Genomic DNA, 23640 nt, shown 5'->3' with positions numbered 1-23640 from the left:
TGGCGTGCAATTGGGGGTTGAATTGCGGTATGCGGGATTCCCGCCCATCCGGTTGCATGGCGCGCATGGCGCAATGCGCGCGGAGCAGGAGGCGCATAAGCGCCGTCTCGAAGGACGTGGTGCGCGCTCAGGCGCCGCCAGAGTCATGTGAGATGGCGCTGCCGCAGGTGGGGCGAGGCGAAGTCCGCGGCCGCACCGCCTGACCCATCTCACATCACCCCCCGGATATTCCGCCTAACGTCATCCCCGTCTCAACAGGGAGACTTCCGGCCTTGTTCAGGACCGTCTATGAGCCAGAATTCTTCGAGGCCCATCTGTCGCTCTCCGACAAGATCACGGCCTGGCGCACCCAGCCGTCACCTCGCTCCAGCTCCTGACGATCTTGCTGCTGCTGTCGGTGATGACGGCGAGCGTGGGGGGAGGAGAGCAAATCTCTCCTCGTCATTCCGGGGCGCTGCGAAGCAGCGAGCCCAGAATCCATAGCCACAACCAGCGCGGTTGCGCCTACCTCTTCTTCCACCCACCCCGTCGCCCCGGCATTCCGCCCGTCGATTTCGGGGCCGGTCCGAACTCCGGCCCGGACTGCCTTGAGTCCGTCGGCTGGATGATCCGGCTGGTGCTGCCGAACGGCTTCGACGGCAGCGCGCGGTTTTCGCGGTAAGGCAGGGACTCCGGGCCGTGCATTTCGTCGAGATGCGGCTTGTGCACCTTCGAGCCGCTGCCGCCGCCGCTCGCCTTCAGTGCCGAGCTGACGGTTTTCTTCTTCATGGCGCTCACCGGCAAGTTCGCGGCGTCGCCGTACTTCTTCGCTCCGGCATAGGCGCCGGCCTTGCCCTGCACGGTGCGCTGCTTCGCGGTGGGGTCGTCGACCACCGCGAGCTCTGTCGCGCGCAGGCGCTTGACTTCGTCGCGCAGGCGCGCGGCCTCCTCGAAGTTCAGGTCGGCGGCGGCCTCGCGCATGCGGGTTTCGAGATCGGCGAGTACGGCTTCGAAATTGTGGCCGATCGAGATGACGTCGTCGGTCATGTCGTGGCCGCCGACCTCGACCAGCACGTGGTCGCGCTCGTAGACCGAGTTGAGGATGTCGCCGATCTGCTTCTTCACGCTCTCCGGCGTGATGCCGTTGGCGGTGTTGTACTCGACCTGCTTCTCGCGGCGGCGGTTGGTCTCGGCGATGGCGCGCTCCATCGAGCCGGTCATCTGGTCGGCATAGAGGATCACCTTGCCGTCGACGTTGCGCGCGGCGCGGCCGATGGTCTGGATCAGCGAGGTCTCGCTGCGCAAAAAGCCTTCCTTGTCGGCGTCGAGAATCGCGACCAGGGCGCACTCGGGAATATCGAGACCTTCGCGCAGCAGGTTGATGCCGACCAGCGCGTCGAACGCGCCGAGCCGCAGATCCCTGATGATCTCGATGCGCTCGATGGTGTCGATATCAGAGTGCATGTAGCGGACGCGGATGCCCTGCTCGTGCAGATATTCGGTGAGGTCCTCCGCCATGCGCTTCGTTAGCACCGTGATCAGCGAGCGATAGCCGGCCTGCGCGGTGGCGCGCACCTCGCCGACGAGATCGTCCACCTGCGTACGCGCCGGGCGGATGTCGACGGGCGGATCGATCAGGCCCGTCGGGCGAATGACCTGCTCGACGAACACGCCGCCGCTCTCGTTCAGCTCCCAGCTGCCGGGCGTCGCCGACACTGCGACGGTCTGCGGCCGCATCATGTCCCACTCCTCGAAGCGAAGCGGGCGGTTGTCCATGCAGGAGGGCAGGCGGAAGCCGTATTCCGCGAGCGTCGCCTTGCGGCGGAAGTCGCCGCGGAACATGGCGCCGATCTGCGGGATGGTGACGTGGCTCTCGTCAGCGAAGATCAGCGCATTGTCGGGGACGTATTCGAACAGCGTCGGCGGCGGCTCGCCGGGACGGCGTCCCGTGAGATAGCGCGAATAGTTCTCGATGCCGGCGCAGCTTCCGGTCGCTTCCATCATCTCGAGGTCGAAGGTGGTACGCTGCTCCAGCCGCTGCGCCTCGAGCAGGCGCCCCTGGTCGTGCAGCTGGTCGAGCCGCTGCTTCAGCTCGAACTTGATCGACTTGATCGCCTGCACCAGCGTCGGGCGCGGCGTCACATAGTGCGAATTGGCGTACATCTTGATGAATTCGAGCTCGTCCTGCTTGTGGCCGGTGAGCGGGTCGAACTCCTCGATGGTCTCGATGGTGTCGCCGAACAGGTTCACGCGCCAGGCGCGGTCTTCATAGTGCGCCGGGAAGATGTCGATGACGTCGCCGCGGACACGGAAGGTGCCGCGGGTGAAATCGGCCTGGGTGCGCTTGTATTGCAGCGCGACGAGGTCGGCGATGAGCTGGCGCTGGTCGATGCGCTCGCCCTTCTTCAGCGCGAACGTCATCGCGGTGTAGGTCTCGACCGAACCGATACCGTAGATGCAGGACACCGAGGCGACGATGATGACGTCGTCGCGCTCGAGCAGCGCGCGCGTCGCCGAGTGGCGCATGCGGTCGATCTGCTCGTTGATCGAGGAATCCTTCTCGATATAGGTGTCGGTGCGGGGGACGTAGGCCTCCGGCTGGTAATAGTCGTAGTACGAGACGAAGTACTCGACCGCGTTGTCCGGGAAGAAGTTCCTGAACTCGCCGTAGAGCTGGGCGGCCAGCGTCTTGTTCGGCGCCAGGATCAGGGCCGGGCGTTGCGTCGCCTCGATCACCTTGGCCATGGTGTAGGTCTTGCCCGAGCCGGTGACGCCGAGCAGCACCTGCGAGCGGTCGTTGCGGTTGATGCCCTCGACCAGCTCGGCGATCGCGGTCGGCTGGTCGCCCTTGGGCTCGTAGGACGATTTGATCTCGAAGCGCACGCCGCCTTCGGACTTCTCCGGGCGCGGCGGCCGGTGCGGCGTCCACACCTTCGTGGAGCCGTCGCCCTTGCGGAACTCCGGCCGGCCCTCGCGGATCAGCGCTTCCAGCGCATCCGCGGTCGCCTTGACGCCGAGCGCCTCCATCTTGCTGCGCGGCGGCCGCGCCAGCGCCTCGGCATCGTCCTCCTCGGTGGGAAGTCCGAGCTGGCGGGCCAGTTCCGGATCGAGCGTCGGGATCGTGGCCGCGGTGCCGTAATTGGCCTGTGGCGCCTCCTCCAATCCGGCCTGACGTGCGCCCGGCGGCTGCGGATTGGGCCGTAGCGGCATCGGTCGCGCAGTATCCTGCGGAAACTCCTTCGGCGTCGAAGCCCGCGCGCGATGCGCGGCAGCCTCGCCCCCGGCGCGGCGGTCGCGCGAATTATCCGGCGGCGGTTGCAGCCCGGTGCCGGATCCGAGGCCGGCATCGCCGCGATTGATCGCGGGATTGAGCAATTCGGCCAGCGCCGGCCCGATCGGCTGCACATCGGGGCGATGCGCCTTCGAGTTCGGGGCCTTGGTCTTGGGGGATTTGCCGGACTTTTCGGAGGATGCAGGTTTCTTCGCCATCAGCCGAATATGGGACGAGTCCGCCCCGCGATAAAGGGCGAATGCCCGCCGCGATGCAGGCTGCTGACAGCAGGTTGGCAGCAGGCCGGGACCTTCAGGCCGCCGGCAGCGGCCCGCCGTCGTCCTCGGCCGGGACATGCGGCTCGAGGATGTCGAGATGGATGCCGCCGCAATCGCTGCAGCGCATGGTCCAGTACTCGCATCCGGCGCGGCCGGCGATCACGCGGAGCACCGCGAGATCGCCGTCGCATTCCGGGCAGTTGGACAGCACCACGCGGGTGTAGATCCGCGGCCGCGCTGCGTCGGTTTCGATGATGGACATGACCGGTGTTCCCCCCTGCGCGCTTTTTCCCTGGTCCGCCCGCGGACCCGCTGGGCTATTCGTCGTCGCCTTCGGCCCGCCGACGGAAGCGATCGATATGGTGCTTGGCATCGGCGATCGCCGCATCGGGATCGGGCCAGGCGAAGCCGACTTCCATGGCAGGAAACAGCACGCCGTCGATGGCTACCGGGCTGAAATCGGCCCGGCGGATCCGCGCGTGCCACAGCCCCTTGCCAGCTTCGAAGGATTCGATGTCAAAGCCGTCGTAAAGGGTCGTCATGAGTGTAGGTCCCACTTTTTTTTCGGAGGGTCAGGGGACCACGATTGCGAGTTTCAGAATGTGAAACGGTTCACAAGCGACGCGGCTTTTTTTGCTCAAGCTTGTCGAAAAGGCTTCAGTTCCGCGCGCTGGCGCGGCCGATCCGGCGGGGGCGGGCGGCGGGTTCCGAGGCCGCGCGCATGATCCAGCGGCGGAAGGCGGCAAAGTCGCGCTGCTCGGTCTGAAAGCTGCGATAGAGCAGGTACCAGCGCATGCCCTTGGGCACCGAGAGGTCGAAGGGCGCCACCAGCCGGCCGGCAGCGAGATCGTCGTCGATATAGGGGCGGATGCCCATGGCGATGCCGAGCCCGTCGGCAGCTGCCTGCAGCGCCTGGCCGTAGAACTGGAACTCGGGCCCACGCGCGTTGATCCGCGCAACGCCCGCGGCCTTCAGCCAGATCGGCCAGTCCTCAGCGGAGTGCGCGACGCGGATCAGGCTCGGACCCTTCAGGTCGGCCGGGCGCTTCAGCCCGCCCGCGAGGCGGGGCACGCAGACCGGCGTGAGGTCGCCGGCAAACAGCGGCTCGGCGACGAGGCCGGGCCAGTCGCCGGTGCCCAGCTTGATGCCGCAGCTCCAGTCCTCGCCGAACGGCACCGACGCGCCGCCGGTGGTGAAGCGCACCTCGATGTCGGGCTCCTCGCTGCGAAACTCCGACAGGCGCGGGATCAGCCAGCGCATCGCAAAAGTATGGCCGACCCCGATGGTGAGCACGCGCACGCTCGAGGGCGCCGTCACCTGCGCGGTGAGGCTCGCCAGCGCATCGAAGATCGGGGTCAGCCCGCTCTGATAGGCGCGGCCGGCCTGCGTCAGCACCAGGCGGTTGGCCTTGCGCTCGAACAACGCGACGCCGAGCCGCTCCTCGAGCAGATGCACCATGCGGCTGACGGCGGCCGCCGACACGCTCAGCTCCAGCCCGGCCGCAGCAAAGCTGCCGGTCCGCGCCGCCGCCTCGAACGCCTTGATGCCGTTGAGAAACAGCAACCGCCGCAAATGCAAGACCCTTATGCAAGACCCTCAGGAAAGCTGATGCCAGGGCAAGATAACTCAGTTTGCGCGAGGCGAGCAAGCGAGGCACTAGAATGAGCGCAATTCCTGCTGATTTGTTGGAGCGCGGGCGCGGCCTCTTCGCCTCTCCCCCGCCTGCGGGGAGAGGCCGGAATTCAAGCAGAGCTTGGATTCCGGGTGAGGGGGACTCTCCGCGAGTCCAACTGCCACTTCCCTTGCGGAGGCTCCCCCTCACCCCAACCCTCTCCCCGCAAGCGGGGCGAGGGGGAATGAGCAGCTCACGTCCCTTACATGCACCACGGAGATTTTGCTCGTGACGCCCATCATGATTGCGGCCCTCGGATTGCTGATGGTCGCCACCGCGTTCCTGTCGGGGCTGTTCGGCATGGCGGGCGGGCTGGTCCTGATCGGCGTGCTGCTGGCCCTGATGCCGCTGCCGACCGCGATGGTGCTGCATGCGATCACGCAGATGGCCTCGAACGGCTGGCGCGCGTTCCTGTGGCGGGCGCATATCCGCTGGCGGCCGGTCGCCAACTATATGGTCGGCGCTGCGGTCGCGCTCGCGGCCTGGTCGCTCACCCGCTACGTGCCGGACAAGCCGGTGGCGCTGCTGATGCTGGGTGCCACGCCGTTCATGGCGCGGCTTTTGCCGGCGAACATCAAGCCCGATCCCGACCGTCTCTGGCAGGGCACCGTCTATGGCACGATCTGCATGGGCCTGATGCTGATGACCGGCGTCTCCGGCCCACTGCTCGACACCTTCTTCCTCGGCGGCAATTTCGGCCGGCGCGAGAAGGTCGCCACCAAGGCGATGTGCCAGCTCGTCAGCCACTTCACCAAGCTCCTCTATTTCGGCGGCATCATCGACCAGGCGGCGAGCCTCGATCCCGTGCTCGCCGGCGTTGCGATTGCCGCCTCGATGCTCGGCACCACGCTGGCGCGGCGCATCCTCGAAGCCATGACCGACCAGCAATTCCTGGCATGGTCGAACAAGCTGATCACCACCATTGCCTGCTACTACATCGCCTATGGCGGCTGGCTCCTGGTTCGTACCCCGGTGCTGGCCGCCTTCGACAAGGGAGGTTTGCAATGAGCCGCAACGCTGATCCGCTGGTGCTGGACTTCGTCGAATGGGTCGCGCGCGAGCCGCGCGCCTATGCCGAGGTGATCGCGACCTGGAAAACCTCCTGCCCGCGCCTCACCATCTGGGAAGACGCCGCGGATCGCGGCTACGTCGCCCGCGAGACGATAGCCGGCGTGGGGCTGGTCATCGCGGTGACGGAGGACGGCGAGAGATTGCTGCGCACGAACGGACGGTGATCCGCAGATCTGTCTCCACATGCTCATTGCGAGCGCCAGCGAACCAATTCAGAATGCTTCCGCGGCGGCAGTCTGGATTGCTTCGTCGCAGGAGCTCCTCGCAACGACGGAGCACGAGGAGGCTGCCAGCCCATGTCACTCAAACTCTACGAGCTCGTTGGCACCGACGCGTCGCGTCCGTTCAGCCCGTATTGCTGGCGCACGCGGATGGCGCTGGCGCACAAGGGGCTGGCGGCGGAATCGCTGCCCTGGCGCTTCACCGAGAAGAGCACGCTTCAGCCGCACGGCTCGGAGAAGGTGCCGGTGCTGTTGCACGACGACAAGGCGGTGGTCGATTCCTGGACCATCGCGAATTATCTGGAGGACAGATTTCCCGATCGCCCGTCGTTGTTCGGCGGCGAGGGAGGCCGCGCCATGGCGCGCATGATCAATGCCTTCGGCGACATCGCCATCGTCGGCGGAATCTTTCCGCTGATCGTCGCCGACATCCCGAACAACCTCGCCGAGGTCGACGCCGCCTATTTCCGCAAGTCGCGCGAGGCGCGATTCGGCGGCAAGAGCCTGGAAGAGGTGATGGCGAGCCGCGACACCGGCGTGGTCGCGTTCCGCAAATCGCTGGAGGTGATGCGGCAGACCCTGAAGAAGCAGCCCTATCTCGGCGGCAACGCGCCGAACTACGCGGACTACATCGTGTTCGGCGGTTTTCAGTGGGCGCGGGTGGTCAGTCCGTTCAAGCTGCTGGAGGCGGACGATCCGGTCTATGCTTGGCGCGAAAGACTGCTCGACGCGCTCGACGGCATGGCGCGGACATCGCCGGGGTTTGCGCTGTAGGGCTCGCTGCCTCCATACTGTTGTCTTGGGGAACGCCGGGATGACACGGAGAGTGCGGATACGTTCTCGCGTCTAACCAGCAGCCTCTGCCGCCGCCTTGCGCAAGCACTCCCGGCAGAGACAATCCTCGCCCTCGAGCGGCATCGGCAGTTTTGCCGTCTCCTCCGCGCACCAGCACGTGCCCGAGAGGTCGCAGCCGAACTCGGTGCCGCAGCGGGAGCAGGCGAGGCGGCGAGGTTCCTGCAACGCGGATTCTTTCGGATTTGTCATGATCTACGCCGAAGCTTCGCCGTCATTTTCATGTCGGGTTCATCTGTCGCTGCGGTATATTACGCGCCGCGCATGTATCAGGAAAGCGGCTCCAACGCGCGAAGGACAGATCGATGGCCCGCGATACGCAAGCCGCCCTCGTCGCGCTCAACCGCTTCGGCCTTGGCGCCCGGGGCGGCGCATCGGGCGATCTCATCAATGCGGCCTCCGATCCGCGCGGCTTCGTGAAGGCGGAACTCGCGCGCGCGAACGGCGTGCTGCTGGAAGCGCCGGGACTGCAATCGACGCCGCAACTCGGGCAGGTCGTCTTTGCCTATCAGGACCAGGTCAAGCAGGCGCGCGAAGCTGCGAAGGCCGCCGCGCCCGCTGAGACGCCGCCGGCCGCGCCGACCGAACGGAACGCCGGGCTCCGCCGCAATCCCTCGCTGAACGCGGCGGCGACGGAGATCGCCGGCCAGATGGCGGAGGCGAAGCCTGCGGACAATGCGGCAAAGCCGGACGCCATGCAGCCCAACGCGGCGGCACCGCCGGCCGCAAAGCCCGCGCCGCAGCCGCTCAACGTGATCCAGAAGACCTTTCGCGCCGAAGCGCTGGCGCGGTTGCAGCGGGCGACGCTGGCCGAGTGCGGCTTCACCGAGCGCCTCGTCGCGTTCTGGTCCAACCATTTCTGCATCTCCGCCGGCAAAGGCGAGCTGACACGGATCTGGGCCGGTGCGTTCGAGCGCGAGGCGATCAGGCCGCACGTGCTCGGGCGTTTCGCCGACATGCTGAGGGCGGTCGAGCAGCATCCCGCGATGCTGTTCTTTCTCGACAACCAGCAATCGTTGGGACCGGATTCGCGTGCCGGGCAGAACCGCAAACGCGGGCTGAACGAAAATCTCGCGCGCGAGATCATGGAGCTGCATACGCTCGGCGTCGGCGGCGGCTACACGCAAGGCGACGTCACCTCGCTCGCGCGCATCATCACCGGCTGGACCTTCGCGGGCCGGCAGGGGCAGCTAGGGTCCCCCGGCTCCTTCGTCTTCAACGTCAATGCGCATCAGCCCGGGCCGCAAGTCCTGCTCGGCAAGAGCTACGAGGCCACCGGGCTCGCACAGGGCGAAGCCGCGCTCGCCGACCTCGCCCGGCATCCGTCGACCGCGAATTTCATCGCCACCAAATTCGTCCGTCACTTCGTCGCAGATGATCCGCCGCCAGCGCTCGTTGCGCGCCTGCGCGGCGTCTTCGTCAAGTCCGACGGCGATCTCAAGGCGTTTGCCATGGCGCTGGTCGATTCCGACGAGGCGTGGAAGGCGCCGCTGACCAAGATGCGCTCGCCTTACGATTTCCTGGTCGCGAGCGGCAGGCTGCTCGCGCGTGTGCCGGAGGATCCGAGCCGCTATCTCAACAGCCTCAACCTGCTCGGTCAGCCGCTATGGTCGCCGCCCGGCCCCAACGGCTTTCCCGACACCAATGCCGCCTGGGCCGCGCCTGAAGGCATCAAGCTCAGGCTGGACATTGCGGCGCAGATCGGCGCGCAGCTCGGCAACAACATCGATCCGCTCGACCTCCTGGAGTTCGCAGCCGCCGATGCTGCCTCGACCGAGACGCGGCGGACCATCGAGCGCGCGGAGTCGCGACAGCAGGCGCTGGCGCTGCTGTTGATGTCGCCGGAAATGCAGCGGAGATGAAGATGATCGACTGCGTCGAAAACCGGCTCCTCACCTCGCGCCGCGGCCTGCTGCTCGGCGGCGCTTCCTTCGCGGCCTGGGCCTACCTGCCGAAATTCGCCCGCGCCGCCGATGGGCGCGATCCGCGATTGATCGTGGTGATCCTGCGCGGCGCGCTCGACGGTCTCTCGACGGTCGGGCCGATCGGCGACCCCGACTATGCCGGCCTGCACGGATCGATCGCGCTCACCGCCGATGGTGCGCATCCCGCGGTCATGCTCGATTCCTTCTTCGCGCTGCATCCGGCGATGCCGGAATTTGCGCGCATGTATCGCGACAGGCATGCGGCAGTTGTTCACGCGGTGGCGACGCCCTACCGCGACCGCTCGCATTTCGACGGCCAGGACGTGCTCGAAAGCGGCTTTGCCGGCCCGGGACGCGTGCAGTCCGGCTGGCTCAACCGCGCGCTGGAAGCGCTGCCGCGCGGCGAACGCGTGTCGAGCGGTCTCGCCGTCGGGCCGACCACGCCGCTGGTGCTGCGTGGCAACGCCCCCACTGTCGGCTGGGCGCCGGTGGCGCTGCCGCAGGCGGACGACGACACCGCGATGCGCCTCATGGAACTCTACCGTCACCGCGATCCCGCACTGGCGTCGGCGTTGTCGCAAGGCCTCCAGCTCGACAAGGTCGCAGCCGGCGCAGATATGAAGGCGAAGGGCGGCAACGCCGTCGCGCAGATGCGGCAGGTCGCGCGCGGCGCGGCAAAGCTGATGGCGGCCGATGACGGCCCGCGCATCGCCGCGCTCGCCTTCGACGGCTGGGACACGCATGCCAATGAAGGCGGCCCTGTGGGACGTCTCGCCTTCCTGCTCGGCGGCCTCGACGGAGCGCTCGCCGAGTTCGAAAGCGGCCTGGGGGATCGCTGGCGCGAGACCGTCGTCGTCGTCGCCACCGAGTTCGGCCGCACCGCGCGCATCAACGGCACCGACGGCACCGATCACGGCACAGGAACGATCGCGCTGCTCGCCGGCGGCGCGGTGAAGGGCGGCCGTGTCATCGCCGACTGGCCTGGCCTCAAGCTCGCCAACCTCCACGAGGCCCGCGACCTCAAGCCGACGACGGACCTGCGCTCCGTGATCAAGGGCGTGCTGCAGGACCGGTTCGGCCTGTCCGACCGCGTGCTGGCGGAGACGGTGTTTCCGGATAGCGCAAGCGCACGGCCGATGAAGGGGCTGGTGGCTTAGGCCGTCATTCCGGGGCGCGCGGAGCGCGAACCCGGAATCCGTTCATCGACTTGTTCCGTGGCGAAATGGATTCCGGGCCTGCGCCTTGCGGCGCATCCCGGAATGACGACATGATGGGCCGAGCATCAGGAGAGACCACCCAATGTACATCGCCATGAACCGCTTCCGCGTCGCCAAGGGCTCCGAGGCTGCTTTCGAGCAGGTCTGGCTTTCGCGCGACACCCATCTCGACAAGGTGCCGGGCTTCGTCGAATTCCATCTGCTGAGGGGCCCCGAGCTCGAGGACCACACGCTCTACGCCTCCCACACCGTGTGGGCGAACCACGCCGCGTTCGAGGCCTGGACCAAGTCGGAGGCGTTTCGCGCGGCGCATCACAAGGCGGGTGACAACAAGCCGCTTTATCTCGGCCATCCCCAGTTCGAGGGCTTCGAGGTGGTACAGACGGTCGGGCGCGGCGCGAAGTAGCGCGCCGCAGAGCTCAGCCCAGAGTGATCTTGTCGATCTCCGCCATCTCATCCTCGCTGAGTTTCCAGGCGATCGCCTTCACGTTCTCCTCGATCTGCTCGACGCGCGTGGCGCCTGCGATCACGCTCGACACCTGCGGGCGCGCGGCGAGCCAGGAGAAGGCGAGCTCCAGCATCGAGCGGCCGCGCGACTTGGCGAAGGCCTGGAGCTTCTCGACCATGTCCTCGTTGCGCGGCGTGACGTAGCGGTCGCGCAGCGCCGGCGCCTTGGCGAAACGGGTGTCGGCGGGGGCCGCCGCGCCGCGCTGGTACTTGCCCGTCAGCAGGCCGCTCGCGAGCGGGAAGAACGGCAGCAGGCCGAGCCTGTACTCTTGGGCCGCCGGCAGCAGGTCCTTCTCGATGTCGCGAACCAGCAGGGAGTATTCGTCCTGGCAGGAGACGAAGCGGCTGACATTCATCGCGCGTGCGGTGAACTCGGCTTCCGCGATCCGCCAGGCCGGGAAGTTGGAGTTGCCGATGTAGCGCACCTTGCCTTGCCGGATGAGATCGTCGAGCGCACGCAACGTCTCTTCCATCGGCGTCAGCGGATCATAATCGTGCTGCTGGTAGAGGTCGATGTAGTCGGTCTTGAGCCGCCTCAGGCTCGCCTCGACCGCATCCATGATGTAGCGGCGCGAGGCGCCCTGCCGGGTGCCGTCGGTCGCCATCGGCTTGGCATATTTGGTGGCGAGCACGATGTCCTTGCGGCGGTCGCCGAGCACGGTGCCGAGCACCGTCTCCGAGCCGCCCATCCCGGCATAGATGTCGGCGGTGTCGAACAGCGTGATGCCGAGATCGAGCGCGCGATGGATCACCTTGCGCGAGGTCTCCAGATCCGTGCGCTGGCCGAAATTGTTGCAGCCGAGCCCGACCGCAGACACGCGAAGGCCGGAGGCGCCGAGATTGCGAATTTCCATGGGAGATCCTGTCAGATGAGCAGCGGCACATTGTGACCACCGTGCGCCGCATCAGCAAGCTGATGCCTGCGCTGCTGCCATGCAGACAATCCCGGACAAAAAAATGCGGCCCCTGTCAGACGCGGCGACTGACGGGGGCCGCTTTGGGGCGCTTGATCGGTGACGGGGGCCTGACCAGACGCAGGCGCAGCGTAGTCTTGCTGTGTTACGCGCGGGTGACAGGCGGAGTTATCCACAGGACTCCAGGGCGCAGCACTCAGAAGATCTTGCGATAGACGATGAAGCCGGACCGCTCCGCGACCTTGTCATACAGGCGCTGCGCCGTGAGATTGGTCTCGTGCGTCTGCCAGTACACGCGCGGCGATCCCGCGAGCTTTGCCCGCTCATAGACGCCATGGATCAGCGCCGAGGCAACGCCCTTGCCGCGCGCGGATTCGAGCGTGAACAGGTCCTGCAAATAGCAGGACGGCTCGATCGCGGTGGTGCTGCGATGAAACAGATAATGCGTCAGCCCGAGCAGGCGGCCGTCGTCCTCGGCCACCAGCGCATGCATCGGCTCATAGGCATCGAAGAAGCGCTGCCACGTCATCTTCGTAATCTCGGGCGCCAGGGCGGTCGGGCCCGAGCGGCCGTAGAAGGCGTTGTAGCCGTCCCACAGCGGCAGCCATTGATCGTAATCCTGCCTGGTGACGGCGCGAATAGTGAGGGACATGAGAGAATTCCGGGATCTATGAAGCGTCCTTCATACGTGATGAAGGGCGCCCCGATCAATTGCGCCGTCACCTGGGCAAGATGGCATTGGGTGAATCGGTGCAGGCTCAGAACTCCCCCGAGCGCTGTCAGAGCTTTGATTTCAACATGCTCTACTCCGCGATGCGCAGGTAGCGGGTCAGCTTGCGGTTTGCGGGGTCGCGCAGCGAGCGGTAGTAGTCGGCGCGTGATGGCTCGTCGGTGTGGCGCACGAGGTCGGTCACTGGGGTGTAGCTCAGCATGCGTCCACCGTCGGGCAGCGCGGTGCAGACGAAGCGCAGCACCTCGCCGTTGCTCAATTTGATGTTGATCGGCGTGGCATCGCCGCCCCGCACCATCTCCATGCGTCGTGCGATGAAGGTGCCGAGCTCCTCCTCCGGCAGCTCGAACGCGCCGGTGTCGCGGCCGTGATACATCAGCGCGATGAAGGGCGGCTTGCTTTCGGCGATCACGTCCGGCACCGCAAAATAATCGCGGAACGCGCGGTTGATGAATTCGGCCCGGGTCTCGGCATCGAGCAGCACGATGCCGATATCGACCTGGTCGAGCGCGGCCGACAGCCGCGCGGCCGTGGCGTGGCTCCGGCGCTCGGCCGCGACCGTGCCGAGCAGCCGTTCGCGCATCAGGCCGGTGATGCCGGCGGTGCCGACAGCCGTGACGGTCAGGAGACCGAGCCGGACCAGATCGGCGGCGCCATAGCCGGAAACGCCGTGGCGATTGAGGAAGAACAGCGCCGCGCCGATCACAGCGACAATGGCGGTGGTCATGGCGGAGGCGAGACCCGCGAGGGCGCCGGCGAGAGCCACGATGCAGACCAACAGCGGCGCGGGCGAGGGGGTGGGGAAAAGGCGATCGAACAGCATTGCCAGCAGCAGGGCCGCTGCCGTCAGCGCCGGACCTGAGATCGCGCGCCATCCGAACCGCATGGACCAGTCTCGCTCCTCACGAACGAGGTCAGGCCGCAACACTGACTGATTGTTGCGTGACTGCGATGCGGTTTCGTGCGGCGTGCTTAAGGCGCGCTTGCGTGCAAGCCTCAAGCTTTCGGATGATTTTAGACCATGTGCGCGTGCTTGACGCGTTGTTGCAGTGCGGGAGCATTCAGCGTCGACGTCCCCACGCCCTTGCGCGTGCCGACGATGATCAACAGCGACGCCGCGACCAGGATGGCCGCGGTCAGGGTGATTGCAACGACTACCACAGGTGATTTCATCGACGTCCTGTCGCGATGCCGGTCGGCGCGGGCCGCACGGCGCCCTGAAGGCAGGTCCAGGATGAAACGGGAATCAGACCGGCAGGCCCATCGCCATGGTCGCCTTGGTCGACAGCACCGTCAGGGTGACGATCAGGCACAGCGAGAGCGCGGCGACGGCGAGCGAGGCCGCGACCGCATGGGTGAGCCGGGAAGACGCGACGGTAGCGGATGGGCCCTGAAAGCCTGCCGTGCCGGACGCCCGCATCATGGTCTAAATCCTTCAACACGCGAGCGAATCACCCGCGACTCTCCGGAATTTCCCAGTTTCAACCGGCAATATTGCGGCGGCTATCGCGCCAAAAATGGCGAGATTGCGGCAAAGCAGGCCCTTGTGCCCGCTATTCGCCCGGGCGTGGCGCCGTCAGGCGCCCGCCGCGATGCTGGCGGGATCGTCGATGTCGGCCGGGCGCCAGTCCATGGTCACGAAGCCGGGCGCGGCTTCGACGCGCTCGAGCCAGTCCCGGATCGCCGGGAAGGTGGAAAGATCGAAGTCGCAGCGGTCGGCGAGGTGGGTGTAGCCATACAGCGCGATGTCGGCGACCGTGAGCTGGCGCGCGGCGAAGTAGGCGTTGGTCTTGAGATGGTTCTCCATCACCTGGAGCGCGCCATAGCCGCGCTCCATCCAGTCCTCCAGCGAATGGGTCTGGAGATCGCGGCCACCCTTGACCAGCGACAGCCAGAAATAGGCAGCGCCGATATTCGGCTCGAGCGCGTGCTGCTCGAAGAACATCCATTGCAGCGCCTCGGCGCGATCGATGCGGTTTTCCGGCGCCAGCGGCGTGCCGACGGCGACGTACCAGAGGATGGCATTGGACTCGGCGAGATAGCGGCCCTCGCCGACCTCGAGCAGCGGCACCTGTCCCGACGGGTTCTTGCCGAGAAAGTCCGGCGTGCGGCTCTCGCCGCGCAGGATGTCGACCTCCACCGCTTCGTAAGGCAGGTTGAGCAGCGCCAGCGCAAGGCGGACCTTGTAGCTGTTGCCCGAGCGTTGCATCGAATAGAGCTTGTACATTCTGCAGTTCGAATCCGAGGACGTGAAGACGCGGCGATCGTTGCCCCCGCGAGGCGGCTAAACAATGATGCCGATGCGAATCCGCCGCAAGAGCCGGCCAATAGAAAAACTTGAAAACCCTGCCGCACTGCAATGTTGCGGAAGATCATTTCCGCGCGACGATGCAACTCCGTTCACGCTTGCGTCAACGCGGGGAGGCATCGCTCTGCGAGACGTCAGGCAGGTGTGCATCGTATCGACGATCGGAGACGGATTGATGCCTCCGCATCGAGATGGCCGGGACCAGCCCGGGCCTGACGGCAATGTTTCTTTCACGGCGGCCCATCCGAAAAATTGCTCCGAGGACAGGCCTTGCCGGATATGAGGAATTTGGCCGGCAAAGTTACGGAACATTGCGGTCGGGGGCGCTCCGAAACGCCGGAAATCGGCAATCTTTTTCGAGATCGGGCCGAAGTTTCTTGCGGCGCAGCGGCACACGTTTTAGGGTGGCTCATTCCCACAATTGGAGTCGTGAGGCGAAAGGCTTCACGACGCTCGCCAGGAGATGATGATGTCCTTCCTTGCCGCTGCGCTCGACCGTGTGAAGCCGTCCGCGACCATCGCGGTCACGGATAAAGCACGCGCGCTGAAAGCGGCTGGCCGCAACGTCATCGGCCTCGGCGCCGGCGAGCCCGACTTCGACACGCCCGCCAACATCAAGCTGGCGGCGATCCACGCCATCGAGGCCGGCAAGACCAAGTACACCGCGGTGGACGGCATCCCCGAGCTGAAGGAAGCCATCATCGCCAAGTTTCAGCGCGAGAACGGCGTCGCCTACAAGCCGAACCAGATCATCGTCGGCACCGGCGGCAAGCAGGTGCTCTACAACGCGCTGATGGCGACCATCAATCCGGGCGACGAGGTGATCATTCCCGCGCCCTATTGGGTCAGCTATCCCGAGATGGTTGCGCTCGCCGGCGGCGAGCCGGTGCCGGTGGTCTGCACCGCGGCGACCGGCTTCAAGCTCCAGGCAGAAGCGCTCGAGCGCGCGATCACGCCGAAGACCAAATGGGTCATCCTGTGCTCGCCGTCGAACCCGACGGGAGCCGCCTACACGCGTTCGGAACTGAAAGCACTCACCGACGTGCTGGTGAAGCATCCCCATGTCTGGGTGATGACCGACGACATGTATGAGCATCTCGTCTATGACGACTTCCAGTTCACCACCGTCGCGCAGGTCGAGCCTGGTCTCTACGACCGCACGCTCACCGTGAACGGCGTCTCCAAGGCCTATTGCATGACCGGCTGGCGTATCGGCTATGCCGGCGGTCCGGCGCATCTCATCAAGGCGATGGCGACGATCCAGTCGCAATCGACCTCGAACCCGTGCTCGATCGCGCAGTGGGCCTCGGTCGAGGCGCTGAACGGTCCGCAGGAGTTCATTCCCGCCAACAACAAGGTCTTCAAGGAGCGCCGTGACCTCGTCGTCTCCATGCTCAACCAGGCGAGCGGCATCGAGTGCCCGCGCCCCGAAGGCGCGTTCTACGTCTATCCGTCCTGCGCCGGCACCATCGGCAAGAAAGCGCCGTCGGGCAATGTGATCTCCAACGACGAGCAGTTCGTCACAGAGCTCCTGGAGACCGAAGGCGTCGCCGTGGTGCAGGGCTCGGCCTTCGGCCTGGGACCTGCGTTCCGCATCTCCTACGCGACCAAGACCTCGGACCTCGAAGACGCCTGCAAGCGCATCCAGCGCTTCTGCGGCAATCTGCGCTGAGGCTCTGCTGCGACAAGACATCGAAAAGGCCCGCCTCCGGCGGGCCTTTTTAATTGTTTGCACGCTTATCCCCGTGCGCGATCTGGCCCCACCACGGCTGTTGTGGCATAGACCGTCACGCAACACGGGTGGGGCGCTCTCTCTGCTCGCATCATATCATCGCCGGAGACATTCATGCGCCGTTCATTCCTCCTCGCAGGGCTCACCGCCGCCAGCCTCCTTGCCTCCGTCGCGACCGGTGGCGCGCAGCAGCGGATGACGCGGGTCGGCGTGCTCGAGTGCCGCGGCGGCGCCAGTGTCGGCTTCATCGTGGGATCGGTAACCCATCTCGGCTGTGTGCTGCGCGCCGACGGCTTGCCCGACGACCGTTACGTCGCGACCATCCAAAAGGTCGGCCTCGACATCGGCATCACCCAGGAGACGGCCTTGGCCTGGGGTGTGTTCGCACCGGTCGACCGGCTCGGCCCCGGCGACCTCTCCGGCAATTACGTGGGCGCGCAGGGCAGCGCCTCGGTCGGTGTCGGACTTGGCGGCAACGTTCTGGTCGGCGGCTCCAACAACTCCATCGCGCTCCAGCCGCTCAGCGTGCAGGGCCAGGTCGGCCTCAACGTCGCCGCCGGACTCGAAAGCCTGGAACTGCGTCCGGGGCGGTAAACTCCAACACTGTGTCGCGTTCACCTCTCCTGCTGCGGGAGAGGTGGAACATCGCCGATGGGCCAATTGGATCCCAACAGGCACTATAAAACTAGATCCGACTGACGACGCACCGCAGCGACTTTTGATGCTTGCCAAATCTCGGGGAGGGGCAGAGCATCCGCGCTTGCCGACCCAATCACGGGCCGAGCTCCACATCAAGGAGGCGGCGAATGGGACAAGACGTCAGAAGTCCCCGAGGTCCACGGTGCATCGCGCTGGTGGGCCCTTTCCAAAGCGGTAAAACCACACTTCTCGAAGCAATCCTGGCGCGAACGGGCGCAATCCCGCGCGCCGGCAGCGTCGATGCCGGAACCTCCGTCGGCGACGCCACGCCGGAGGCCCGTCATCACAAGATGACCGTCGGGCTGACTGCCGCGACCACGAGTTTCATGGGCGACAGCTACACCTTCCTCGATTGTCCCGGTTCCGTCGAGTTTGCCCACGACATGCGCGCCGCGCTTCCCGCGGTCGACGCCGCGATCGTGGTCTGTGAGGCCGACGAGAAGAAGCTGCCGCAGCTCCAGATCATCCTGCGCGAGCTGGAGGAGCTGAAGGTCCCGCGTTTCCTGTTCCTGAACAAGATCGATCGCGCCAACGAGCGCATCCGCGAGACGCTCGCCATGCTGCAGCCCGCCTCGCGCGTGCCGCTGGTGCTGCGCCAGATCCCGATCTGGAAGGACGAGTTGATCGAGGGCTTCGTCGATCTCGCGCTGGAACGCGCCTTCATCTATCGCGAGCACAAGGCCTCCGAGGTGATCGCGCTCGCAGGCGGCGATCTCGATCGCGAGAAGGAAGCCCGCTTCTCGATGCTGGAGAAGCTTGCCGATCACGACGATGCGCTGATGGAGCAACTGCTCGAGGACATCCAGCCGCCGCGCGATGCCGTGTTCGACGATCTCGCCCGCGAATTGCGCGAAGGCTTGATCTGCCCGGTGCTGCTGGGCTCGGCTGCGCGCGAAAACGGCGTGCTGCGCCTGATGAAGGCGCTGCGCCACGAGGCGCCCGGCATCGCGCAGACGGCGAAACGTCTCGGCGTTCCCGAGTCCAAGGACGCGCTCGGCTACGTCTTCAAGACACTGCATTCGCAGCATGGCGGCAAGCTGTCGCTAACGCGCCTGCTTGCCGGCCATCTCGACGACGGAGCGACGCTGCAATCCGCCTCCGGGGGCTTGGGGCGCATCTCCGGTATCCTCGCCGTCAACGGCGCCTACGACACCAAGCGTGCCTCGGCCGAAGCCGGCGACACGGTGGCGCTGGCCAAGCTCGATGCGATCAAGACCGGCGACACGGTGTCGAGCGGCAAGACGCCGCCCGCGGCCTTGATCACGATCGCGCCGACGCCGCCGGTGCTCGCGATCTCGATCGCGGCCGTCGATCGCAAGGACGACGTCAAGCTCGGCCAGGCGATGGCGCGGCTGCATGAGGAGGATCCGTCACTCGTCGTCGTGCAGAACGCCAAGACCCATGACACCGTGCTGTGGGGGCAGGGCGAGATGCACCTGCGCGTGGCCGGCGAGCGGCTGCGCGATCGCTTCGGCGTCAAGGTCACCTCGCATCCGCCCGGGATCGGCTACCAGGAAACCATCCGCAAGCCGATCACCCAGCGCGGGCGGCACAAGAAGCAGTCCGGCGGCCACGGTCAGTTCGGCGACGTCGTGCTCGACATCAGGCCGCTGCCGCGCGGCGACGGCTTCAGGTTCGGCGAGAAGGTCGTGGGCGGCGCGGTGCCGCGCAACTACATCCCGGCGGTGGAAGAAGGCGTGGTCGACGGATTGGCGCGCGGCCCGCTCGGCTTCCCCGTCACCGACGTGGAGGTGACGCTGACCGACGGCTCCTATCACAGCGTCGACTCCTCCGATCTCGCCTTCCGTACGGCCGCGCGGATCGGGCTCAACGAAGGCCTGCCGCAATGCCAGCCGGTCTTGCTGGAGCCGATCCACATGGTCGAGATCGTCTGCCCGACCGACGCCACTGCCAAGATCAACGCGATCCTGTCGGCGCGGCGCGGCCAGATTCTCGGCTTCGATACCCGCGAGGGCTGGAGCGGCTGGGACTGCGTCCGCGCCATGATGCCCGAAGCCGAAATCGGGGAGCTGATCGTCGAGCTGCGCTCGGCCACCGCCGGCGCCGGCAGCTTCACCCGCCAGTTCGACCACATGGCCGAGGTCACCGGCCGCGCCGCCGACCAGATCATCGCCGCGCATCAGCACGCGGCGTGAATCTGCCTCTCGCGCGGTGACAGACGGACAGTAAGGGAGGCGCCGCTCTCTCACGCCCTCTTCCCGTTCTTACGGGGCGAGGGCGGGGTGGGGGCTGCCTCCGCGAGCTCGGCGTCCCATTCAGGCCGGCGCCCAAACCACCGTCATTGCGAGCGAAGCGAAGCAATCCAGGCTGTCTCTGCGGAAATAGCCTGGTTCGCTTCGTCGCAAGAGCTCCTCGCAATGACGGAGGAGACAGACGGGCAGCCACTTGCGCTCGCCGCGGGATGATGTATTTTATATCATTGTATATGTTCCAGATATCATTTATGCGTTCTGGTAAGTGAGGCCAAGGTGATCACGTCATTCCAGATGCGGGCAGCCCGCGCGCTGCTCGGCATTGACCAGAAAACCTTGGCCGAGCTCGCCGGCGTTTCGCTGCCGACTATCCAGCGGATGGAGGCCAGCACCGGCAATGTTCGTGGCGTGGTCGAAACCCTGATCAAGGTGGTCGAGGCGTTCGACCGGGCCGGCGTCGAGCTGATCGGCGACCAGGCCCGCAGCGACGGCGGCGGGCGTGGCGTTCGCCTGAAGGAGCCGGGGCAGCCGCGCCGCGTCGGAGCATGATCGCGCGTTGATCGTGCCCGGAATCAGGATGGGCTGGCGCATCGTCGCACCTCGGCAACGAAGGAGCGCACGGTGCTTTGGAGCATTGTGGGCATGAGCATCACGACCAATCAGGCAAGCCGGCTGCACCAGCTGCGTCAGCCGACCTTTGCCGAACTGTATTTGCCGAAACTCGTCACCGTCTGGCGCGAAGGCTACGGCATCGCGGATTTCCGTGCCGACGTCTTCGCCGGCCTGACGGTTGCGATCGTCGCGCTGCCGCTGTCGATGGCGATCGCGATCGCCTCGGGCGTGACGCCGGACCGCGGTCTCTATACCGCCGTCGTCGGCGGCTTCATCGCCTCCCTGCTCGGCGGCAGCCGCTTCCAGATCGGCGGGCCCGCGGGCGCGTTCATCGTATTGGTCGCGGCGACCGCGGAGCGTCAGGGCGTCGATGGCGTCATCCTCGCCACCATGATGGCGGGCCTGTTCCTGATCGCCGCAGGGCTGTTGCGGGTCGGCACCTACATCAAGTTCATCCCCTATCCAGTGACGGTCGGCTTCACCGCCGGCATCGCCGTGATCATCTTCGCCAGCCAGCTCCGCGATCTCTCAGGCATCACGCTCGCAGGGAAAGAGCCCAGCGAGTTCGTGCCGAAGCTTGTCGCGCTCGCCGGCGGCCTCGACACCGTGAATCCGTCCGCCGTTGCCGTCGCCATCGTCAGCATCGCCATCATCGCCGGCTTGCGCCGCTGGCGGCCGTCTTGGCCCGGCATTCTGATCGCGGTCGTGTTTGCGGCGGTGGCGACTGCAGTGCTGTCGCTCCCGGTCGAGACCATCGGCTCGCGCTTCGGCGGTATTCCGCGCGAATTGCCGTCACCGGCGCTGCCCGCGTTCTCGGTCGCGAAGGCGACCGCCGTGCTGCCGGATGCGATCGCGTTCGCGCTGTTGGCCGCCATCGAATCGCTGCTGTCGGCGGTGGTCGCGGACGGCATGACCGGCCGCCGTCACCGCTCCAATTGCGAGCTGGTGGCGCAGGGAGCGGCCAATGTCGGCTCGGCGCTGTTCGGCGGCATCTGCGTCACCGGCCTGATCGCACGCACCGCCACCAACATCCGCGCCGGCGCGCGCGGACCGCTCGCGGGCATGCTGCATTCGGTGTTCCTGCTGCTGTTCATGCTGATCGCGGCGCCGCTGGCGAGCTACATTCCGCTGGCCGCGCTCGCTTCCGTGCTGGTCGTGGTGGCCTGGACCATGGCGGAGAAGCACGAATTCGCCACGCTCGTGCGCTCGTCATGGGGCGATGCCGTCGTGCTGCTCGCGACCTTCCTGCTCACGATCTTCCGCGATCTCACCGAAGGCATCCTGGTCGGCTTCGCGCTCGGCGCGGTGCTGTTCATCCACCGCATGGCGGAGATGACGGGCATCGAGGAACGCACGCCGCTGGCGGCGGCCGATCGCCCCGACGACGGCAATGGCGATCGCGTTCCCTACGATTCCGCCCTCGCGGTCGACCGCGACGTGCTGGTCTATCGCATCACCGGTGCGTTCTTCTTCGGCGCGGCCTCGGCGATCGGCAGCGTGCTCGACGGGATCGCCGACAAGCGCAAGGCCTTCGTGGTCGATTTCGCCGCGGTGCCGTTCCTGGATTCGACCGCGGCCAACGTGCTCGGCCGCGTCGCCGCCAAGGCGCACCGCCAGGGCATCAGGCTGTTCATCACGGGAGCCTCGCCTACGGTCCGCCGCGCGCTGCTCACCCATGGCGTGACGCCGCCGCGCGCGCGCTATCGCACGAGCCTCGAGCGCGCCATCGCCGACATCAAGGGCTCTGTGGCCGAGGAGGCTGCTGCGAGCTGACGGCGCCGTTCTTAAGCCGGCCGATTTGATCGACCGCTGCAGCGGCCTCGCGGCCGGCATCCGCACCTTGACAGGGCCTGCGGGACGCGAAATGGATCGCCTCCCACACTTCCCGAGGGACGGATGACCCTGACCAAGGCTCCCGCAGCCTGTCTGATCGGATGGCCGGCCGCGCATTCGCGCTCGCCGCTGATTCATCACTATTGGCTGCGCACGCTCGGCATCGAAGGCGGCTACGTCATCGAGGCGGTGCCGCCCGAGAATCTGCGCGATTTCGTGCTGCGGCTGTCGCTCCGCGGTTTTGTCGGGGCCAACGTCACCATCCCGCACAAGGAAAGCGTGCTGTCGCTATCGACGCCTGACGCCCGCGCAAAGGCGGTCGGCGCCGCGAACACGCTGTGGTTTGCCGACGGCGAGCTGCGTTCGACCAACACCGATGTCGAAGGTTTCATTGGCAATCTCGACGCCAGCGCGCCCGGCTGGGGCGCGGCCGAGGAGGCGCTGGTGCTGGGCGCCGGAGGCTCCGCGCGCGCGGTCGTGTTCGGCCTGCTGGAACGCGGCATCAAATGCGTGCATGTCGCCAATCGCACCGTCGCGCGGGCCGAGACGCTGGCAACGCAGTTCGGGCCGAACGTGCGTCCGCTGCCGTGGGATGCGATCAACGACGTGCTGCCGCGCGTGAAACTTCTCGTGAACACGACCTCGCTCGGCATGCACGGCCAACCTTCGCTCGATGTTGACGTCGCGCGCCTGCCGCAAACGGCGGTCGTCGCCGACCTAGTCTATGTTCCCCTGGTGACGCCGCTGCTGGCCGCTGCAAGGGCGCGCGGCCTGAAGACCGCCGACGGGCTCGGCATGCTGCTGCATCAGGCGGTGCGCGGCTTCGAGCTGTGGTTCGGCCGCCGGCCCGAGGTCACGGCCGAGCTGCGCGCATTGGTCGAGGCCGATCTCACAAAGACTTGAGAGAATAGCGCGCGGTCTTCCGGAGTTCTCTATCCGGTGGGGGCAATCGGAGACCGTCATGTCTGTACAACGTGCAACTTTCACACGTCCGCTGATCGCCGTCGCGATGGTGGCCGTCTCAACTTACTGCGCCTTCGCCCAGAGGGCGCCGGTGCCGACGCGCGTGCGCGGCACGATCGAGAGCGTCAATGGCGACACCATGCAGGTCAAGTCGCGCAGCGGTGAAGACGTCAGGCTTCACATCGCCTCCGACGTGAACGTGTCGGGGATCACCAGGATTTCACTCGCCGACATCAAGCCGGGTTCGTTCATCGGTGCGACCACCGTGCCGGGACCGGACGGCAGCCAGAACGCGGTCGAGGTCCACGTGTTTCCGGAGAGCATGCGCGGCACCGGCGAGGGCTCCCGGCCCTGGGACCTCAAGCCGAACTCCAGCATGACCAATGCGACGGTGGCCGAAAGCGTCGTCGGCAATGACGGTCACACGCTGCTGGTCAAGTACAAGGACGGCGAGAAGAAGGTGTTCGTCGCCGACAACACGCCGGTGGTGACCTTCGTGCCGAGCGACAAATCCGAGTTGAAGCCGGGTGCCAAGGTCATCGCCTTCCTGAAGCAATTGCCCGACGGCTCGTTCGAGACCAACCGCGTCAGCGTCGGCCGCGACGGCCTGACGCCGCCGATGTGAGGCGGGGAGGGACGCTTC

Annotated in this window: 24 protein-coding genes; 13 read left to right on the top strand and 11 right to left on the bottom strand. The window is 66.4% G+C overall.

The genetic code is table 11. The annotated features are described in order from the left end of the window. Positions 1 to 504: 504 nt before the first annotated feature. The 4 genes from uvrB to AC1RQP_RS25765 all read right to left on the bottom strand — a co-directional run bounded on the left by uvrB (position 505) and on the right by AC1RQP_RS25765 (position 5100). A complete protein-coding gene (gene uvrB, locus AC1RQP_RS25780; RefSeq protein ID WP_239621239.1) occupies positions 505 to 3468 on the bottom strand; it encodes an excinuclease ABC subunit UvrB in 2964 nt (987 codons plus the stop codon). A 94-nt stretch (positions 3469 to 3562) separates the two neighbouring features. Further along, a complete protein-coding gene (locus tag AC1RQP_RS25775; RefSeq protein WP_492939129.1) occupies positions 3563 to 3790 on the bottom strand; it encodes a hypothetical protein in 228 nt (75 codons plus the stop codon). A 55-nt stretch (positions 3791 to 3845) separates the two neighbouring features. After that, positions 3846 to 4070: a hypothetical protein gene (locus AC1RQP_RS25770; RefSeq protein ID WP_028176666.1), complete on the bottom strand. Its 225-nt coding sequence runs from the start codon at positions 4068 to 4070 to the stop codon at positions 3846 to 3848. A 115-nt stretch (positions 4071 to 4185) separates the two neighbouring features. Next, positions 4186 to 5100 (bottom strand): LysR substrate-binding domain-containing protein, encoded by a 915-nt coding sequence (locus AC1RQP_RS25765; RefSeq protein ID WP_239621243.1) that lies wholly within the window; start codon positions 5098 to 5100, stop codon positions 4186 to 4188. 328 nt (positions 5101 to 5428) lie between these two features. Between AC1RQP_RS25765 and AC1RQP_RS25760 the strand changes: the two genes are divergently transcribed. The 3 genes from AC1RQP_RS25760 to AC1RQP_RS25750 all read left to right on the top strand — a co-directional run bounded on the left by AC1RQP_RS25760 (position 5429) and on the right by AC1RQP_RS25750 (position 7266). Then, positions 5429 to 6208 (top strand): TSUP family transporter, encoded by a 780-nt coding sequence (locus AC1RQP_RS25760; RefSeq protein WP_492939127.1) that lies wholly within the window; start codon positions 5429 to 5431, stop codon positions 6206 to 6208. Continuing rightward, entirely contained in the window at positions 6205 to 6435 is a 231-nt protein-coding gene (locus AC1RQP_RS25755; RefSeq protein ID WP_028176669.1) for a hypothetical protein, read from the top strand. The genes AC1RQP_RS25760 and AC1RQP_RS25755 overlap by 4 nt, the downstream gene beginning before the upstream one ends. 132 nt (positions 6436 to 6567) lie before the next feature. Continuing rightward, positions 6568 to 7266 carry a glutathione S-transferase family protein gene (locus tag AC1RQP_RS25750; protein WP_492939124.1) on the top strand — a complete coding sequence of 233 codons (699 nt, stop codon included), beginning with the start codon at positions 6568 to 6570 and terminating at the stop codon, positions 7264 to 7266. 72 nt (positions 7267 to 7338) lie between these two features. Here the strand turns inward: AC1RQP_RS25750 and AC1RQP_RS25745 are convergent, their stop codons facing one another. Further along, a complete protein-coding gene (locus AC1RQP_RS25745) occupies positions 7339 to 7536 on the bottom strand; it encodes a cysteine-rich CWC family protein (protein ID WP_239621251.1) in 198 nt (65 codons plus the stop codon). Positions 7537 to 7649: 113 nt separating this feature from the next. Between AC1RQP_RS25745 and AC1RQP_RS25740 the strand changes: the two genes are divergently transcribed. From AC1RQP_RS25740 to hmuQ, 3 genes are all read left to right on the top strand, one after another. Then, positions 7650 to 9206, top strand: coding sequence for a DUF1800 domain-containing protein (locus tag AC1RQP_RS25740; RefSeq protein ID WP_492939122.1), 1557 nt, complete (start codon positions 7650 to 7652; stop codon positions 9204 to 9206). Between the two features lie 2 nt (positions 9207 to 9208). Further along, positions 9209 to 10426, top strand: coding sequence for a DUF1501 domain-containing protein (locus tag AC1RQP_RS25735; protein WP_492939120.1), 1218 nt, complete (start codon positions 9209 to 9211; stop codon positions 10424 to 10426). A 142-nt stretch (positions 10427 to 10568) separates the two neighbouring features. Beyond that, positions 10569 to 10892: a heme-degrading protein HmuQ gene (hmuQ, locus tag AC1RQP_RS25730; RefSeq protein ID WP_024340421.1), complete on the top strand. Its 324-nt coding sequence runs from the start codon at positions 10569 to 10571 to the stop codon at positions 10890 to 10892. 13 nt (positions 10893 to 10905) lie between these two features. Here hmuQ and AC1RQP_RS25725 read toward each other — a convergent pair whose 3' ends face one another. From AC1RQP_RS25725 to AC1RQP_RS25700, 6 genes are all read right to left on the bottom strand, one after another. Next, on the bottom strand, positions 10906 to 11847 hold the full coding sequence (locus AC1RQP_RS25725; protein ID WP_239621263.1) for an aldo/keto reductase: 942 nt from the start codon (positions 11845 to 11847) through the stop codon (positions 10906 to 10908). Positions 11848 to 12103: 256 nt separating this feature from the next. Then, entirely contained in the window at positions 12104 to 12559 is a 456-nt protein-coding gene (locus AC1RQP_RS25720; protein WP_061877462.1) for a GNAT family N-acetyltransferase, read from the bottom strand. Positions 12560 to 12710: 151 nt separating this feature from the next. Further along, positions 12711 to 13523: a PAS-domain containing protein gene (locus tag AC1RQP_RS25715; RefSeq protein ID WP_492939118.1), complete on the bottom strand. Its 813-nt coding sequence runs from the start codon at positions 13521 to 13523 to the stop codon at positions 12711 to 12713. Positions 13524 to 13651: 128 nt separating this feature from the next. Next, the gene (locus AC1RQP_RS25710; RefSeq protein WP_162131603.1) at positions 13652 to 13798 is read right to left on the bottom strand and encodes a hypothetical protein; all 147 of its coding nucleotides are present in this window, start codon (positions 13796 to 13798) and stop codon (positions 13652 to 13654) included. An 85-nt stretch (positions 13799 to 13883) separates the two neighbouring features. After that, a complete protein-coding gene (locus AC1RQP_RS25705; RefSeq protein WP_196232387.1) occupies positions 13884 to 14060 on the bottom strand; it encodes a hypothetical protein in 177 nt (58 codons plus the stop codon). Between the two features lie 153 nt (positions 14061 to 14213). Then, on the bottom strand, positions 14214 to 14864 hold the full coding sequence (locus AC1RQP_RS25700; protein WP_239621290.1) for a glutathione S-transferase family protein: 651 nt from the start codon (positions 14862 to 14864) through the stop codon (positions 14214 to 14216). A gap of 550 nt (positions 14865 to 15414) precedes the next feature. On the opposite strand from AC1RQP_RS25700, the gene AC1RQP_RS25695 reads away from it, so the two are divergent. The 7 genes from AC1RQP_RS25695 (at position 15415) to AC1RQP_RS25665 (ending at position 23622) form a co-directional block, all read left to right on the top strand. Beyond that, a complete protein-coding gene (locus AC1RQP_RS25695; protein WP_028176678.1) occupies positions 15415 to 16617 on the top strand; it encodes a pyridoxal phosphate-dependent aminotransferase in 1203 nt (400 codons plus the stop codon). 174 nt (positions 16618 to 16791) lie between these two features. After that, a complete protein-coding gene (locus tag AC1RQP_RS25690) occupies positions 16792 to 17271 on the top strand; it encodes a DUF992 domain-containing protein (protein WP_492939116.1) in 480 nt (159 codons plus the stop codon). Positions 17272 to 17483: 212 nt separating this feature from the next. Continuing rightward, positions 17484 to 19532, top strand: a complete 2049-nt coding sequence (locus AC1RQP_RS25685) for an elongation factor G (protein WP_492939114.1) — start codon at positions 17484 to 17486, stop codon at positions 19530 to 19532. Between the two features lie 333 nt (positions 19533 to 19865). After that, positions 19866 to 20138 (top strand): helix-turn-helix domain-containing protein, encoded by a 273-nt coding sequence (locus AC1RQP_RS25680; protein ID WP_492939112.1) that lies wholly within the window; start codon positions 19866 to 19868, stop codon positions 20136 to 20138. A 93-nt stretch (positions 20139 to 20231) separates the two neighbouring features. Then, complete coding sequence (locus AC1RQP_RS25675) at positions 20232 to 21974, top strand: SulP family inorganic anion transporter (protein ID WP_492939110.1); 1743 nt, start codon at positions 20232 to 20234, stop codon at positions 21972 to 21974. Between the two features lie 123 nt (positions 21975 to 22097). Beyond that, positions 22098 to 22937, top strand: a complete 840-nt coding sequence (locus AC1RQP_RS25670) for a shikimate dehydrogenase (RefSeq protein ID WP_492939108.1) — start codon at positions 22098 to 22100, stop codon at positions 22935 to 22937. Positions 22938 to 22995: 58 nt separating this feature from the next. Further along, entirely contained in the window at positions 22996 to 23622 is a 627-nt protein-coding gene (locus AC1RQP_RS25665) for a hypothetical protein (RefSeq protein WP_492939106.1), read from the top strand. The last annotated feature ends 18 nt before the right edge of the window (positions 23623 to 23640 follow it).

Source organism: Bradyrhizobium sp. GW821-FHT13H06 (assembly GCF_058803975.1).
Note: the sequence above shows the minus strand (reverse complement) of the source record. Positions and strands in the feature narration are given on the sequence as shown.

Coding starts and splice junctions, on each gene's coding strand:
- uvrB (WP_239621239.1), bottom strand. CDS start 3,468: ATGGCGAAGAAACCTGCATCCTCCGAAAAGTCCGGCAAATCCCCCAAG.
- AC1RQP_RS25775 (WP_492939129.1), bottom strand. CDS start 3,790: ATGTCCATCATCGAAACCGACGCAGCGCGGCCGCGGATCTACACCCGC.
- AC1RQP_RS25770 (WP_028176666.1), bottom strand. CDS start 4,070: ATGACGACCCTTTACGACGGCTTTGACATCGAATCCTTCGAAGCTGGC.
- AC1RQP_RS25755 (WP_028176669.1), top strand. CDS start 6,205: ATGAGCCGCAACGCTGATCCGCTGGTGCTGGACTTCGTCGAATGGGTC.
- AC1RQP_RS25750 (WP_492939124.1), top strand. CDS start 6,568: ATGTCACTCAAACTCTACGAGCTCGTTGGCACCGACGCGTCGCGTCCG.
- AC1RQP_RS25745 (WP_239621251.1), bottom strand. CDS start 7,536: ATGACAAATCCGAAAGAATCCGCGTTGCAGGAACCTCGCCGCCTCGCC.
- AC1RQP_RS25740 (WP_492939122.1), top strand. CDS start 7,650: ATGGCCCGCGATACGCAAGCCGCCCTCGTCGCGCTCAACCGCTTCGGC.
- AC1RQP_RS25735 (WP_492939120.1), top strand. CDS start 9,209: ATGATCGACTGCGTCGAAAACCGGCTCCTCACCTCGCGCCGCGGCCTG.
- hmuQ (WP_024340421.1), top strand. CDS start 10,569: ATGTACATCGCCATGAACCGCTTCCGCGTCGCCAAGGGCTCCGAGGCT.
- AC1RQP_RS25725 (WP_239621263.1), bottom strand. CDS start 11,847: ATGGAAATTCGCAATCTCGGCGCCTCCGGCCTTCGCGTGTCTGCGGTC.
- AC1RQP_RS25720 (WP_061877462.1), bottom strand. CDS start 12,559: ATGTCCCTCACTATTCGCGCCGTCACCAGGCAGGATTACGATCAATGG.
- AC1RQP_RS25715 (WP_492939118.1), bottom strand. CDS start 13,523: ATGCGGTTCGGATGGCGCGCGATCTCAGGTCCGGCGCTGACGGCAGCG.
- AC1RQP_RS25705 (WP_196232387.1), bottom strand. CDS start 14,060: ATGATGCGGGCGTCCGGCACGGCAGGCTTTCAGGGCCCATCCGCTACC.
- AC1RQP_RS25700 (WP_239621290.1), bottom strand. CDS start 14,864: ATGTACAAGCTCTATTCGATGCAACGCTCGGGCAACAGCTACAAGGTC.
- AC1RQP_RS25695 (WP_028176678.1), top strand. CDS start 15,415: ATGTCCTTCCTTGCCGCTGCGCTCGACCGTGTGAAGCCGTCCGCGACC.
- AC1RQP_RS25690 (WP_492939116.1), top strand. CDS start 16,792: ATGCGCCGTTCATTCCTCCTCGCAGGGCTCACCGCCGCCAGCCTCCTT.
- AC1RQP_RS25685 (WP_492939114.1), top strand. CDS start 17,484: ATGGGACAAGACGTCAGAAGTCCCCGAGGTCCACGGTGCATCGCGCTG.
- AC1RQP_RS25675 (WP_492939110.1), top strand. CDS start 20,232: ATGAGCATCACGACCAATCAGGCAAGCCGGCTGCACCAGCTGCGTCAG.
- AC1RQP_RS25670 (WP_492939108.1), top strand. CDS start 22,098: ATGACCCTGACCAAGGCTCCCGCAGCCTGTCTGATCGGATGGCCGGCC.
- AC1RQP_RS25665 (WP_492939106.1), top strand. CDS start 22,996: ATGTCTGTACAACGTGCAACTTTCACACGTCCGCTGATCGCCGTCGCG.